Below are 13,303 nucleotides of genomic sequence, written 5' to 3'. Positions count from 1 at the left end.
TTCACCCCTTGTTTATGGTCATTTATGCACACTTCAAAATTTCGCAAAGTGGGTCTGTTCAGCGTGTTGGCCATTGCCGTTGGCCTGATTGTCTACACCGTGCAAGCGCCCGCCGAGGGGCCGCAGTACCTCACCGCCACGGCTGAGCGCGGCGATATCGAAAACGCCGTGTTGGCCACCGGTTTACTGGAGGGCATCAAGCAGGTCGATGTCGGCGCCCAGGTGTCCGGGCAGTTGAAGTCGCTCAAGGTCAAGGTCGGCGACAAGGTGAAGCAGGGCCAGTGGCTGGCGGAAATCGATCCGCTGATCCTGCAGAACACTCTGCGCAAGGCCCAGGTCGATGAAGAAAACCTCCAGGCCCAGCGCCGTGCGACGGCGGCGCAGCTCAGGCAGGCGCGGTCGGTGTATGAGCGCTACAAGGGCTTGCAGGATGACGAGTCGGTGTCGCGCCAGGATTTCGAGAGCGCTGAATCGACGTTCCAGGTGCAGCAGGCCAACTTGTTGTCCCTGGATGCGCAGATCAAGAGCGCGCATATCCAGATCGATACCGCCAAGATCAACCTGGCCTACACCCGGATCGTCGCGCCCATCGATGGCGACGTGGTCGGTATCGTCACCCAGGAAGGCCAGACCGTGATCGCCAGCCAACTGGCGCCGGTGCTGCTGAAACTGGCGGACCTGGACACCATGACCGTCAAGGCCCAGGTCTCGGAGGCGGATGTGATTCATATCAGCCCTGGCCAGAAGGTGTATTTCACTATCCTTGGCGAGGCCGACAAGCGCTACTACGCCACGCTGCGCGGCACGGAGCCAGCGCCGCAGAACTTCCTCGAAACCCAGGCTGCCGGCACGCCCAAGCAGAACACTGCGGTGTTCTACAACGCGCTGTTCGACGTGCCCAACCCCGATCATCGCCTGCGCATCGCCATGACTGCCCAGGTGCGCATCGTGCTCGCCACCGCCCAGGCTGCGTTGATCGTGCCGGTGGCGGCGCTCGGCCCGCGCAACAACGACGGCCGTTATACCGTGCGCGTGCTGGACGCCAAGGGGCGGGCGCAGGCGCGTGAGGTGCAGACCGGCATCAACAACAACGTCAAGGTGCAGATCCTTGACGGCCTGGTCGAAGGCGACACCGTGGTGATCGGCGACGCCACGCCCGCCGTGGCGGGGAACTGACGGATGAGCCTGCCACTGTTGGAACTCAAGGGCATCACCCGCAGTTTCATGGCCGGCGAGCGTGAGTTCGTTGCGCTCAAGGGCATCGACCTGACGATCGAGGCCGGGGAAATGCTGGCGATCATCGGCGCGTCGGGCTCGGGCAAATCCACCCTGATGAATATCCTCGGCGGCCTGGATTACGCCACGGCCGGCAGCTACAAGATCAACGGCATCGAGACCCGTTCGTTGGGTGACGAGCAGTTGGCCGAACTGCGCCGCGACTACTTCGGCTTTATCTTCCAGCGTTACCACCTGCTGACGCACTTGAGCGCGTTGCACAACGTGGAAATGCCGGCGATCTACGCGGGCACGCCGCAAACCCAACGCCACAGCCGCGCGCGGGAGTTGCTTGCGCGCCTGGGCCTGGCCGGGCACGTCAGCCATCGCCCCAGCCAGCTCTCGGGCGGGCAGCAACAGCGGGTGAGTATCGCCCGCGCGCTGATGAACGGCGGTGAAGTGATCCTCGCCGACGAACCCACCGGCGCCCTCGACACGGCGAGTGGCAAGGAGGTCATGCAGATCCTCGCCGAGCTGCACGCCGCCGGGCACACGGTGATTATCGTCACCCATGACCCCAAGGTGGCGGCCAATGCCCAGCGCATCGTCGAGGTCAGTGATGGGGAGATCGTCAGTGACACGCGCAATACCGGCCCGGAGCTGCCCAGCGATGCACCGATTGAGCCCAAGCGCAGCGGTGCGCGGCGCCTGGTGGCGAGCCTGGGGTTGTTCAAGGAAGCGTTCAACATGGCCTGGGTCGCGCTGGTGTCCCACCGCATGCGTACCTTGCTGACCATGATCGGCATTGTTATCGGCATCACCTCGGTGGTGTCGATCTCGGCCATCGGCGAAGGCGCCAAGCGTTATGTGCTCAAGGACATCCAGGCGATTGGCAGCAACACCATCGACATCTTTCCCGGCAGCAGTTTTGGCGACAGCCGCGCGTCGGCCATCGAGACGTTGTTGCCCTCGGATGTGGAGGCGTTGAACCAGCTGTATTACGTGGACAGCGCCACGCCGGTGGTGGGCCGCCACCTGTTGCTGCGCTTTGGCAATATCGACCTGGATGCGCAGGTCAATGGCGTCAGCGACCGGTACTTCAAGGTCAAGGGCCTCAAGCTCGAAGCCGGCATCGCCTTCAGCGAAAGCGATGCGCGGCGCCAGGCGCAGGTGGTGGTGATCGACCACAATACCCGCCAGCGCCTGTTTGGTCCCAACGTTGACCCATTGGGCCAGGTGATCCTGGTGGGCAACCTGCCGTGCACGGTGATCGGCGTGACCGCCGACAACAAGAACATGTTTGCCGCGAGCAAGGCGTTGAACGTTTGGGTGCCTTACGAAACGGCGGCGGGGCGGTTGCTCGGGCAGCGCCATCTGGACAGCATCACCGTGCGCATCAAGGATGGCCAGCCGAGCAAGGTGGTGGAAGACAACGTCAACCAGCTGATGCTGCAACGCCACGGCACCAAGGATTTCTTCACCAACAACCTCGACAGCATCATGCAGACGGTGCAGAAAACCAGCCGCTCGCTGGCGTTGCTGCTGTCGTTGATCGCGGTGATTTCCTTGCTGGTGGGCGGCATCGGCGTGATGAACATCATGTTGGTGTCGGTCACGGAGCGCACCCGCGAGATCGGTATTCGCATGGCGGTGGGGGCGCGGCAGTCGGATATCCGCCAGCAGTTCCTGGTGGAGGCGGTGATGGTGTGCTTGATCGGCGGGATCATCGGGATCGCGTTGTCGTATGCGTTGGGTGGTTTGTTTTCGCTGTTTGTGAAGGAGTGGGAAATGGTGTTTTCCCTGGGCTCGGTGGTGACGGCGTTTGCCTGTTCGACGTTGATCGGGATTGTGTTTGGGTTTGTGCCGGCGCGGAATGCGGCGCGGTTGGACCCGATTGAGGCGTTGGCCAGGGATTGAGCCCTTTCAAACAATGAGGACTCAAAATGTGGGAGCTGGCTTGCCTGCGATTGCGGTGTATCAGCGAGCTTATGGGGTGCTGACCCACCGCCATCGCAGGCAAGCCAGCTCCCACACAAGCCAGCTCTTACAGTTAGAGCTGTGTTGGCTTATAGGCTGGCGGTGTCTTCTGTGGCATACATCCACCGCAACAACGAATGCCGCCCGCTGATCCCCAGCTTGATCGACGCGCGCTTGAGGTAGCTTTCAATGGTGTTGACCTTCAACGCCAACTGCTCCGCCAGTTCCGGCGCGGTGCGCCCCGCCAGCAGGCCGACACACACTTCCAGCTCGCGCCTGGACAGGGTCAGCCCCGATTGCACCAGGCGTTCTTCGATGCGTCGGCGCAGGGTTTCGATGCCCTGGTTCTGCGCCATCACCGAATCGGTGTCGAGCCGGCACGGCTGGATCGCGGCGATGTGTTTTTCCACCATGGGCAGCAGCAGCGTGGAGAAGTCCTGCAGCATGCTGCGTTCCTGGGGCGAGAAACTGTCCGAGGGGTGTGAGCGGTACACCGAGAGCACGTAGCGCACATCATCCTTGTGGCGCGTGAGGTGCAATTGGGCGGCGGGTTGTTCGTCACCGATGGCCGCCACTGAGTCGGTGTAGACCGGGCTGATCGCGCGGCGGGTGTGTCCCTCGGAACTGACCCGTAGCTGCGTGATATGGGTGGCGTCCACGGCCAGTTGAGTGAGGATCAGGTCATGCAGCATGCGTGGGAAATGGCGACTGCCGGTGCTGGCGATGACCTTGCCTATATGTGGGAACAGGTGTGAGTTCATCTGCTTCGTCCATGAGTTTCGAGTGCAGGTATTCAGCCATGACGCGACGGGAATCAACTAGTGCGAATACCTCACGATGAGAGCGCTTCCCGCCGAGACGTATGCTAGTACAGCGGGGCGGCGGGAAGGGGATCCAATCCGGATTAATCTAGATTAAAACTGCATAACGGTAGTCGGAGCAATCCGACCACCGTTATGCGAAAGGATAACGTCGAACCTGCGGTTTACTTCAACGCGTGCTCGACCCTCGCGGCGTGGCGCGGCGCCGTGCGCGTGCTTTTGGCCAGCGCCTGGTGCACATCCGCCAACAGATCGGCGACATCCTCCAGGCCGACCGACAACCGCACCAGGCCTTCGCTGATGCCGTGGTGCGCGCGCTGCTCCGGGGTGTAGGTGGAATGGGTCATGCTGGCCGGGTGCTGGGCCAGCGACTCGGCATCCCCGAGGCTGACGGCGCGGGTGAACAGTTGCAGCGCGTTCATGAAGCGGCGCCCGCTGTCGATGCCGCCCTTGAGTTCGAAGGCGATCATGCCGCCGGGCATTTTCATCTGGCGCTGTGCCAATTCGTATTGTCGGAAAGATCGCAGCCCGGGGTAGGTCACCCACTGCACGGCCGGGTGGGCCTGCAAGGCTTCGGCCACGGCCTGGGCGTTGGCGCAATGGCGGTCCATGCGCAGGGCCAGGGTCTTGAGGCCGCGCATCAGCAAGGAGGCATCCTGTGGCGACATCACCGCGCCGGTCAGGTCCTTGAGCCCTTGCAGGCGGATGCGTTGCGCCAGGGCGTGGCTGCTCACGGCAATGCCCGCGGTGATGTCGCCATGCCCGCTGAGGTACTTGGTGGCCGAATGCACCACCACATCGGCGCCCAGTTCCAGCGGGCGTTGCAGGTACGGCGTGCAGTAAGTGTTGTCGACCACCACGGTGATATTCGGTTGTGCATGGGCCAGCGCGGCCATGGCGGCGATATCCACCAGTTGCAGGTTGGGGTTGGCCGGGGTTTCGCAGTAGATCATGCGGGTGGCGGGACTGAGCGCCGCGCGCAACGCGTCCAGGTCGGTCAGGTCAACGTGGCGCACCTTGATACCGAATTCGCCGATGCCATGGTGCAGCAGGGCGAAGGTGCAGCCGTACAAAGTCTGGCTGACGATCACTTCATCGCCGGGGCGCAGCAAGGTCCAGAACGTTGCGGCAATCGCGCCCATGCCGGAACTGAACGCCACGGCGGCTTCGCCGTTTTCCAGGGTGGCCATGCGCGCTTCCAGCAGGGCCAGGGTCGGGTTGGAAATGCGTGTGTAGAAGTGGCCGTTTTCCTCACCGGCAAAGCACGCGGCGCCGTATTCGGCGGTAGGAAAGGCGAATGTGGCGGAGAGGTAAATCGGCGGCACGAGGGCGCCATGGTGGTCCTGGGGGTCGTAGCCGTGGTGGATGGCGCGGGTGGAAAAGCCGAATGCATTGTGTTTATTGTTCATGTCGGACGCTCCTTATTTCCTACAATGCTATGCTCATAACCACAGATGAACGTTGCAAAGTTTGCTGACATTTCCCGCGCCACGGGACGAAAAACCCATAAAAATAATGATTAGAGGCACGTTATGCCCGTAAGCCTGGACCGTACCGACAAAGCCCTTTTAAACGCGCTGCAAGGCAACGCCCGCCTGACGGTGGCCGAGTTGGCCGACCGCGTTTCCCTGACCACCTCGCCGTGCTGGCGCAGGGTGCGTAACCTGGAGGAGAGCGGGGTGATCAGCGGCTACCAGGCGATCCTCTCGCCCAAGGCGTTGGGGTATGGAGTGACCGCGTTTGTGAACATCATGATGGAGAGCCACACCCAGGAAATCGCCCGCGCGTTTGAGCAGCGTTTGTTGGAGATCCCGGAGATTGTGGCGTGCCATAACGTGTCGGGGCGCTATGACTTCTTGTTGGAGGTGGTGGCCAAGGATTTGGAGTCCTTTGGCGAATTTGCGCGGGAGGTGTTGCAGACGCTGCCGTGCGTCAAAGAGATTTATTCGAGTTTTTCCTACAAGTCGGTAAGACCGTTGCGGGTGATCCCGCTGCCGGGCTGAAGACTGCAAACCGGAGTGCTCTTGTGTGGGAGCTGGCTTGCCTGCGATGGCATCAACCGGGTGTGCCTGATGTACCGAGGTGCCTGCATCGCAGGCAAGCCAGCTCCCACACTTTGACCGAGTTCGGCCGCAGGGCGGCCTAAGCTAATGCTAAAAAGGTATTTATTACGATTTTTTAAGATCATTTAGATTGGTCACTCCAACCCCAGACGTTCATGGAGTGAGCCGCCGATGTCGCAGCTTCAGTCAATCACCACCTTGCCGCTGCTGGATTTGTCCCAGCTCGATGGCAGCTCGGAACAACGCGGCCAGTTTCTCGACGAGCTGCGTTCTGCCGCCCGGCATATCGGGTTTTTCTACCTCACCGGCCACGGCATCGACCCGGCATTGCTCGCCCAGGTGCAGCAGCAGGCGCGGGCCTTTTTTGCCTTGCCCGACGCCGACAAACTTGCCGTCGGCATGATCCATTCGCCACATTTTCGCGGCTATAATCGCGCCGCCTCGGAGATCACCCGTGGCCAGCCAGACCTGCGTGAGCAGTTCGATGTGGGCGCCGAGCGCGAGCCGCTGAATGTGCAACAACACCCCGCCGCCTGGGCCCGCCTGCAAGGCCCCAACCTGTGGCCGCAGGCGCTGCCCGATCTCAAGCCGCTGGTGCTCGCCTGGCAGCAGGCGATGACGCAAATGGCCCTGCGCCTGTTGCGCGCGTTTGCCCAGGCCTTGTCCCTGCCGGAAAACGCCTTCGATGCGCTGTACGGCAGCCAACCCAACGAACATATCAAGTTGATCCGCTACCCCGGCCGCCATGCGCAGCAAAGTCGCCAAGGCGTCGGCGCGCACAAGGACTCCGGTTTCTTGAGCTTCCTGCTGCAAGACCAGCAAGCCGGCTTGCAGGTGGAAGTGGAGGACGGCCGCTGGATCGATGCGTCGCCGCGTCCCGACACCCTAGTGGTGAATATCGGCGAATTGCTGGAGCTGGCCAGCAACGGTTACCTGCGCGCCACCGTGCACCGCGTGGTTTCGCCACCAGTGGGCAGCGAGCGCCTGTCCCTGGCGTTTTTCCTCGGCGCACAGCTGGACGCAGTGGTGCCGGTGTATCAACTCGCCCCCGAGCTGCTGCGCGATGCCCACGGCCCCGAAAGCGACCCGCGCAACCCACTGCTGCGCGATGTCGGCTGGAACTACCTCAAAGGCCGCCTGCGCTCGCACCCCGATGTCGCCCAACGTTTCTACGCCGACGCCACACTTCCCCAAGCACTGTCTGCCTGATCTGGAGTTCACCCATGTTGAAGAAATCCGCCCTAACCCTGGCAGTGTTGCTGGCCTCGTTCAACGTGTCGGCAGCCGATGCCTTGCGCGTTGCCGCCGACCCGATTCCCCACGCGCAGATCCTCGAATACGTACAGAAACTCGACCCGAGCCTGAAGCTGAAAATCATCGAAATCCCCAGCGGCGTGAACTCCAACGAGTTGCTGGCCCATGGCGATGTGGACGCCAATTACTTCCAGCACCTGCCGTACCTGGCCTCCCAGGAGCAAGCCCTCGGGCAGAAGTTCACCGTGGCGGCCACGGTGCACATCGAGCCGCTGGGTATTTATTCGCGCCGCCACAAAAGCTTCGACCAGGTGCCGGACAAAGGCACCGTCGCCGTGCCGAACAACGTTACCAACCTGAGCCGCGCCCTGTACCTGTTGCAGGCCAACGGTTTGATCAAGCTCAAGCCGGGTTTCAACGATGCGGCCAAGGACCAGGCCACGCCCAAGGACATCGCCGAAAACCCCAAGCACTTGAAGATCCTTGAAATCGAATCGCCGCAGATCCCGCGTGCGCTGGATGATGTGGACCTGGCGGTGATCAACGGCAACTTCGCCCTGGAAGCGGGCCTGGAGCCGGCCAAGGATGCGTTGGGCCTGGAAGCGGCGAAGGGCAACCCCTACGCGAATATCCTGGTGACCACGCCAAAACTGGCGCAAGACCCGCGCATCGAGCAATTGGCCAAGGACCTGCGCTCGCCGCAGGTGGCCAAGTTCATCACCGAGAAGTATGCCGGCTCGGTGATCCCGGTGGCGGTCGAATGATCGTCGTCGAGGGCGTCAGCAAAACCTACGCCGATGGCCAGCCGCCGGCGTTGGATAACGTCTCGCTGCATATCGCCGAAGGCTCGATCTTTGGCATCGTCGGGCGCAGTGGCGCGGGCAAAAGCACCTTGCTGCGCTGCCTCAACCTGCTGGAACGGCCGACCAGCGGGCGCATCCTGCTGGACGGCCGGGACCTGACGCAACTCACCGGCAAGGCCCTGCGCGAGCAACGCCAGCGCATTGGCATGATCTTCCAGGGCTTCAACCTGCTGCATTCGCGCAATGTGGCGGATAACGTCGCGGTGCCGCTGGAGATCGGCAATGTGCCCAAGGCCGAGCGCGCGGCGCGGGTCGCCGAGTTGTTGGCGTTGGTGGGTTTGAGTGACAAGGCGCAGGCGTTTCCTTCGCAGCTGTCGGGCGGGCAGAAACAACGTGTAGGCATCGCCCGTGCGTTGGCGGCGCGGCCGGCGTATTTGCTGTCGGACGAAGCCACCAGTGCGCTGGACCCGGAAACCGCCGCATCGATCCTTGAGCTGTTGCGCGACATCAATCGCAAGCTGGGGGTGACCATTGTGTTGATCACCCACGAGCTGGAGGTGGTCAAGGCGATTTGCGACAGCGCGGTGTCCCTGGCCGATGGCCGCGTGGTGGAAAGCGGCACGCTGGTGCAGTTGCAAGCCGATCCGGCCTCGCGCCTCGGTCGTTCGCTGGCCCCCAGCCTGCAAGTGGTGAGGGCGGTATGAAGACCGACTGGAGTGACATTCTGCAACTGCTGCTCAACGCCACCGGCGAAACCCTGTACATGGTGCTGTTGGCCGGCTTGTTTACCCTGTTGATCGGTTTGCCGCTGGGCGTGTTGCTGTTTATCAGCCGACGCGGCGGGTTGTTGCCATTGCCACGCCTGAACCGTGGGCTGGGTGCGGTGATCAACCTGGGGCGCTCGTTGCCGTTTGTGGTGATGCTGATCGCGCTGATCCCGCTGACACGCCTGATTGTCGGCACCACGTTGGGCAGCACCGCCGCTGTGGTGCCGATCACCATTGGCGCGTTTCCGTTTTTTGCGCGCATCGTCGAAACCGCGCTGGATGAAGTGGACAAGGGTCGCATTGAAGCCATCGTGGCCATGGGCGGCGATATTCGCCATGTGATCCTCAAGGTGTTGCTGCCCGAAGCCCTGCCGGCGCTGGTGGCCGGGGTGACGTTGACCCTGGTGATGCTGATCGGCTTTTCGTCGATGGCCGGGGTGATTGGCGGCGGTGGGCTGGGCGACCTGGCGATCCGCTACGGCTACCAGCGCTTCAATAACGAGATCATGGTGGTGACGGTGGTTGTGCTGGTGCTGCTGGTGCAGGGCGTGCAGAGCCTGGGGGATCGCTGCGTGCGCTCGCTGGCCCATCGCCGCTAGCGCGGTGCTTGCGCAGCAGCGCTTCGAACACTTGGTGCACCTGTGGCGCATCACTGTGGGCCACATTGAAGCGCATCGCCTCCGGCAGCGCCGGGTCGTAGCCAAACAGCGTGCCCGGCGCCAGCACCATGCCTTGTTTCAAGGCGTCCTGGGCCAATAGTTCGCCGTTCACCCCCGGCGGCAGGTGGGCCCAGATAAACATCCCGCCTTCATAGCCCATCGGCAATACGCAACCGCAGCGCTTGAGCCATTGCTCGACGCGCCCACCGGCTTCCATCAAACGTTGTTGCATGCGCTTGCGATGCTTGGCGTAACTGCCTTCGCTGAGCATGCGGTACACAACCTGTTCAAATAGCTCCGAGGTGATGCCGCCGCTCATCAACTTCATGTTGGTCAGGTTGGCGGCCAGTTGCGGCGCGGCCACCACGTAGCTGACGCGGGTGTTGGCGCTGAGGGTCTTGGAGAAGCCCGCCAGGTAAGTCACCTGGTCGAGGCCGGCGAGGGCGGCCAGGCGCGGCGGCGGGTTGGGGTGCAGGTCGCCGTAGAGGTCATCCTCAATGATGTGGCACTGGTACTGGCGGGTCAGTTGCAGCAGTCGGAACGCCTGGCCGGGGCTGAACGAATGCCCGGTGGGGTTATGCAGCAAGCCTGTGGTTAGGTACAGGCTGGGGCGATATTCGGCCAGCAGCTGTTCGAGGGCAACAAAGTCGAAGCCGTCGGGGCGCCGCTCGAGGGTCAGCACCTTGACGCCGTGCAGGGCGACGTTGGCGTGGAAGTTGAAGTAGCACGGCGCATCGAGCAGCACCGTGTCGCCGGGGCGCGCGAGCAGGCGCATCAGCATGTCCAGGCCCTGCACGGTGTTGGGGGTGGTGATGATTTGCTCCACGGGCACCGACAAGCCTTCGCCGTGCAACTTTTGCTGCAAGGCCTGGCGCAGCGGCAACAGCCCGGCCGGCGTGCCCAGCCCGGCGATGCGCAATGACGGCGCGCGCACCACGCTGCGCAGGGTTTGGCGGATGGCGTCGCTGTCCAGCCAGTCTTCCGGCAAGTGCCCGCCACCGGGGCGCAGATCGCCATAGACGGTGGCCAGCGGGCGGCGCAGTACGCTGAGCAGATCCTGGGGCAACAATTCGACCCAGGCCGACGACGCCGGGCGAGCACTGTCCACGGCGACGAAATAGCCACGGCCCTGGCTGGACGTCAGCAGGTTACGCCCGCGCAAGCGGTCGAGGGCTTCATTGAGGGTGAACTTGCTTACACCGAGGGTCTGGCCCAGTTCGCGCACGGACGGCAACTTGCTGCCCGGCGCCCACTCGCCCGTCTCGATGGCCTGGCTGAACGCCTCGACGATCTGTTGCACCTTGGGTGTGCCTGGCACAAAGGCGATGGCGGAGACGAACATGGGGATCCCTTATCTTTGCCGGTGATTTTACCGGTGAAGTTCGGATGGATTAGGCCGCACTTTACCTGCCTTGTGCAAGGCCGCTTGCCTAGACTGCGAGCCTTCTCCTTCAAGGTCCACGGCCATGACCAGCGCATTGACGCTCTCTTCGTTTCTCTACTTCCTACTGTTTTGCGCGACTCTGACCTTCAGCCCCGGCCCCATGACCATGCTGCTGTTGAGCCTGGGCCTGAAAGACGGCCTGCGCCGCTCGATCCCCGCGCAGATCGGCGCCAGTGTGTCGTACCTGATTTCCATCCTGATCTTTGCCGTGGGCTTTTCGGAGTTGATCAAGGGCAATATCGCGATTACCCAAGGCATTCAGTTGGTGGGCGTGGCCTACATCCTTTACCTGGCGTACAAGCAGTGGACCAGCAGCGGTGTGCCGCTCGACAAGGCCGGCGCCGTGGAAGGCGCGCGCAGCCTGTTCGGCAAGGGTTTGCTCACTGGGTTTTCCAACCCCAAGGCGATCATCATGTTCAGCGCCGTGTTCCCGCAGTTTGCCGGGGGAGGGGAGCATAACTCGGCGTCGGACATCGCCATCCTTGGCCTGACTTTCCTGGTGTTGCAGTTTGCCAGCGGCTGCCTGTACTGCTATTTCGGCCAGCGGATCAAGCATGTCCTGGAAAACCCCGCGCGGCGCGTACTGCTGCAAAGGGTCACGGCGGTGTTGCTGCTGGGGGTTGCCTTGATGCTGGCGCGGGGCTTTTCCCACTGAGGGCCTTCAGCTTATGAGCGGTAGTGGCGATTTGCCGTTGCCCTGATAGACTCCGAGCATCACCTCAGGATCGCACCCCACCATGGCAGCCGTCGGAGGAAAGGGACTTCCGCTTGCTTCGCGCTTGTACAAATCCCGCACCCTGGGGCTGACACTCGGCTTTGTGTGCGTGGCGTTTGCGATGTACCCGCTGAATCCGCACCCTTGGGTGTGGGCGCTGATGCTGACCAACGCCTTCATTTGGCCGCACGTGGCCTTCCTGATCTCGCGACGCTCCGAACACGCACTGCGCAGCGAGCGGCGCAATTTGCTGATCGACTCCTTTTGCGGCGGCTTCTGGGTCGGCGCCATGCACTTCAACCCGCTGCCCGGTGTGACCACCCTGTCGATGATGACCATGAACAACGTGGCCATCGGCGGGCTGCGTTTCATGCTCGCCGGCTGGCTCGCCCAAGGCCTCGGTATCGGCACCGCGCTATTGGTGTTTACCCCAGCGTTTATCGGCGTGACCACTCAGGCGCAGCTTTACGCCTGCTTGCCAATCCTGATGTTGTACCCCCTGGCCCTCGGCTGGATCTGCTACCGCCAGGCCGTCACCCTGGCCTCGCATAAACGCGAACTGCTGGCCCTGAGCCGCACCGACAGCCTGTCCGGCCTGCTCAACCACGGCGCGTGGAAAGACCAACTGGAACTCGAATTCCAACGCTGCCGCCGCAGCCAGACCGGCGCCGCCATTGCCCTGATCGACATCGACCACTTCAAGACTATCAACGACACCTACGGCCACGTCACCGGCGACATCGTCCTACGCCGGCTGAGCAAAGTCCTGCGCCAGAACCTGCGCGCCACCGACCTGGCCGGGCGCTATGGCGGCGATGAATTCTGCGTGATCCTGCCAGACATGCCGCTCAACCGTGCCACCGAAGTGATGGACGCGTTGCGGGATCGCTTTAATGCGCTGGCCTATGCGCAGGACCCGACGTTGCGTGCGAGCTTGAGCATTGGGTTGGCGCCGTACCAACTGGGGCATGTGGATTCCACCAGTTGGTTGAATGATGCGGATTTGGCGTTGTATGAGGCGAAGAGTGGGGGGCGGAATCGGGTGAGTTCGGTGCAGGGTAGTTGGTTGAGGTCGATGTAGGACCTGTAGTTTTAGCTCCTATCGATTGTTCTGTGTAGGCAGGTCGATCTGTGTGAGTTGGCCTGTTTTCGACTTGTGAAATTAGACTTTATTCCTAGCTAATCACGTTTGTGCCTCAAGGACTCATCGAACATTTCGATTACGTGCTCGAGCCATGATTTTCCTGATTTCCACTGATTTGGATAGTGGTAGTAGCAGTATTGTTCATGCAGTAAGTTTTCTTGAAGGTCTGATTCATTTGTATGTGAATTCATCAACTCTAAGATTTCTTTTTTGACGGTAATGATGACGTTCTTAGGCGAGTCTTGTAGGAACGTGTCAATCACATCATCGGCGGAGGGGTGATCCTCTGCCCAGTCTTGGTTGAAGTACGCGCCCATAAACTGCTGGAGTTCTGTCAGTGGTTTATTCATTTTCTACTGAGTACTCGGTCAGCAATAGGTGCTTGTCATTAGGGGCGTGAATTTTTCATGTCAGGTGCTGGGTTTCGTTTCCCCGATGAGG

General features: G+C 61.9%; 13 protein-coding genes. 9 read left to right on the top strand and 4 right to left on the bottom strand.

The genetic code is table 11. The features are described from left to right. The first annotated feature begins 24 nt into the window (after positions 1 to 24). On the top strand, positions 25 to 1,176 hold the full coding sequence (gene macA, locus J1G37_RS13620; RefSeq protein ID WP_207042398.1) for a macrolide transporter subunit MacA: 1,152 nt from the start codon (positions 25 to 27) through the stop codon (positions 1,174 to 1,176). Between the two features lie 3 nt (positions 1,177 to 1,179). After that, positions 1,180 to 3,132 carry a MacB family efflux pump subunit gene (locus tag J1G37_RS13615; protein ID WP_207042396.1) on the top strand — a complete coding sequence of 651 codons (1,953 nt, stop codon included), beginning with the start codon at positions 1,180 to 1,182 and terminating at the stop codon, positions 3,130 to 3,132. 149 nt (positions 3,133 to 3,281) lie between these two features. Here the strand turns inward: J1G37_RS13615 and J1G37_RS13610 are convergent, their stop codons facing one another. Next, positions 3,282 to 3,953: a helix-turn-helix transcriptional regulator gene (locus J1G37_RS13610; protein WP_207042395.1), complete on the bottom strand. Its 672-nt coding sequence runs from the start codon at positions 3,951 to 3,953 to the stop codon at positions 3,282 to 3,284. 224 nt (positions 3,954 to 4,177) lie between these two features. Further along, positions 4,178 to 5,422: a methionine gamma-lyase gene (locus J1G37_RS13605; RefSeq protein WP_207042394.1), complete on the bottom strand. Its 1,245-nt coding sequence runs from the start codon at positions 5,420 to 5,422 to the stop codon at positions 4,178 to 4,180. Positions 5,423 to 5,545: 123 nt separating this feature from the next. On the opposite strand from J1G37_RS13605, the gene J1G37_RS13600 reads away from it, so the two are divergent. The 5 genes from J1G37_RS13600 to J1G37_RS13580 all read left to right on the top strand — a co-directional run bounded on the left by J1G37_RS13600 (position 5,546) and on the right by J1G37_RS13580 (position 9,499). Beyond that, entirely contained in the window at positions 5,546 to 6,016 is a 471-nt protein-coding gene (locus J1G37_RS13600; protein WP_017739424.1) for an Lrp/AsnC family transcriptional regulator, read from the top strand. A 231-nt stretch (positions 6,017 to 6,247) separates the two neighbouring features. Beyond that, entirely contained in the window at positions 6,248 to 7,285 is a 1,038-nt protein-coding gene (locus tag J1G37_RS13595; protein WP_207042393.1) for an isopenicillin N synthase family oxygenase, read from the top strand. Between the two features lie 14 nt (positions 7,286 to 7,299). After that, positions 7,300 to 8,094 carry a MetQ/NlpA family ABC transporter substrate-binding protein gene (locus J1G37_RS13590; RefSeq protein WP_207042392.1) on the top strand — a complete coding sequence of 265 codons (795 nt, stop codon included), beginning with the start codon at positions 7,300 to 7,302 and terminating at the stop codon, positions 8,092 to 8,094. After that, positions 8,091 to 8,837: an ATP-binding cassette domain-containing protein gene (locus tag J1G37_RS13585; protein WP_207042391.1), complete on the top strand. Its 747-nt coding sequence runs from the start codon at positions 8,091 to 8,093 to the stop codon at positions 8,835 to 8,837. Before J1G37_RS13590 ends, J1G37_RS13585 begins: the two co-directional genes overlap by 4 nt. Beyond that, positions 8,834 to 9,499: a methionine ABC transporter permease gene (locus tag J1G37_RS13580; protein WP_207042385.1), complete on the top strand. Its 666-nt coding sequence runs from the start codon at positions 8,834 to 8,836 to the stop codon at positions 9,497 to 9,499. Before J1G37_RS13585 ends, J1G37_RS13580 begins: the two co-directional genes overlap by 4 nt. Here J1G37_RS13580 and J1G37_RS13575 read toward each other — a convergent pair. Then, positions 9,405 to 10,901 (bottom strand): PLP-dependent aminotransferase family protein, encoded by a 1,497-nt coding sequence (locus tag J1G37_RS13575; protein WP_207042383.1) that lies wholly within the window; start codon positions 10,899 to 10,901, stop codon positions 9,405 to 9,407. The genes J1G37_RS13580 and J1G37_RS13575 overlap by 95 nt on opposite strands. A 124-nt stretch (positions 10,902 to 11,025) precedes the next feature. Between J1G37_RS13575 and J1G37_RS13570 the strand changes: the two genes are divergently transcribed. Next, positions 11,026 to 11,658 (top strand): LysE family translocator, encoded by a 633-nt coding sequence (locus J1G37_RS13570; protein WP_207042381.1) that lies wholly within the window; start codon positions 11,026 to 11,028, stop codon positions 11,656 to 11,658. 82 nt (positions 11,659 to 11,740) lie between these two features. Beyond that, complete coding sequence (locus J1G37_RS13565; RefSeq protein WP_207042379.1) at positions 11,741 to 12,799, top strand: diguanylate cyclase; 1,059 nt, start codon at positions 11,741 to 11,743, stop codon at positions 12,797 to 12,799. A 98-nt stretch (positions 12,800 to 12,897) separates the two neighbouring features. Here J1G37_RS13565 and J1G37_RS13560 read toward each other — a convergent pair whose 3' ends face one another. Further along, positions 12,898 to 13,212: a contact-dependent growth inhibition system immunity protein gene (locus J1G37_RS13560; RefSeq protein WP_207042370.1), complete on the bottom strand. Its 315-nt coding sequence runs from the start codon at positions 13,210 to 13,212 to the stop codon at positions 12,898 to 12,900. Between the last annotated feature and the right edge of the window lie 91 nt (positions 13,213 to 13,303).

The sequence above is a fragment of the Pseudomonas sp. Marseille-Q1929 genome (genome assembly GCF_017316265.1).
Taxonomy (GTDB): domain Bacteria; phylum Pseudomonadota; class Gammaproteobacteria; order Pseudomonadales; family Pseudomonadaceae; genus Aquipseudomonas.
The sequence above is the reverse complement of the archived record's forward strand: the minus strand, read 5'-3'. Positions and strand labels throughout refer to the sequence as shown.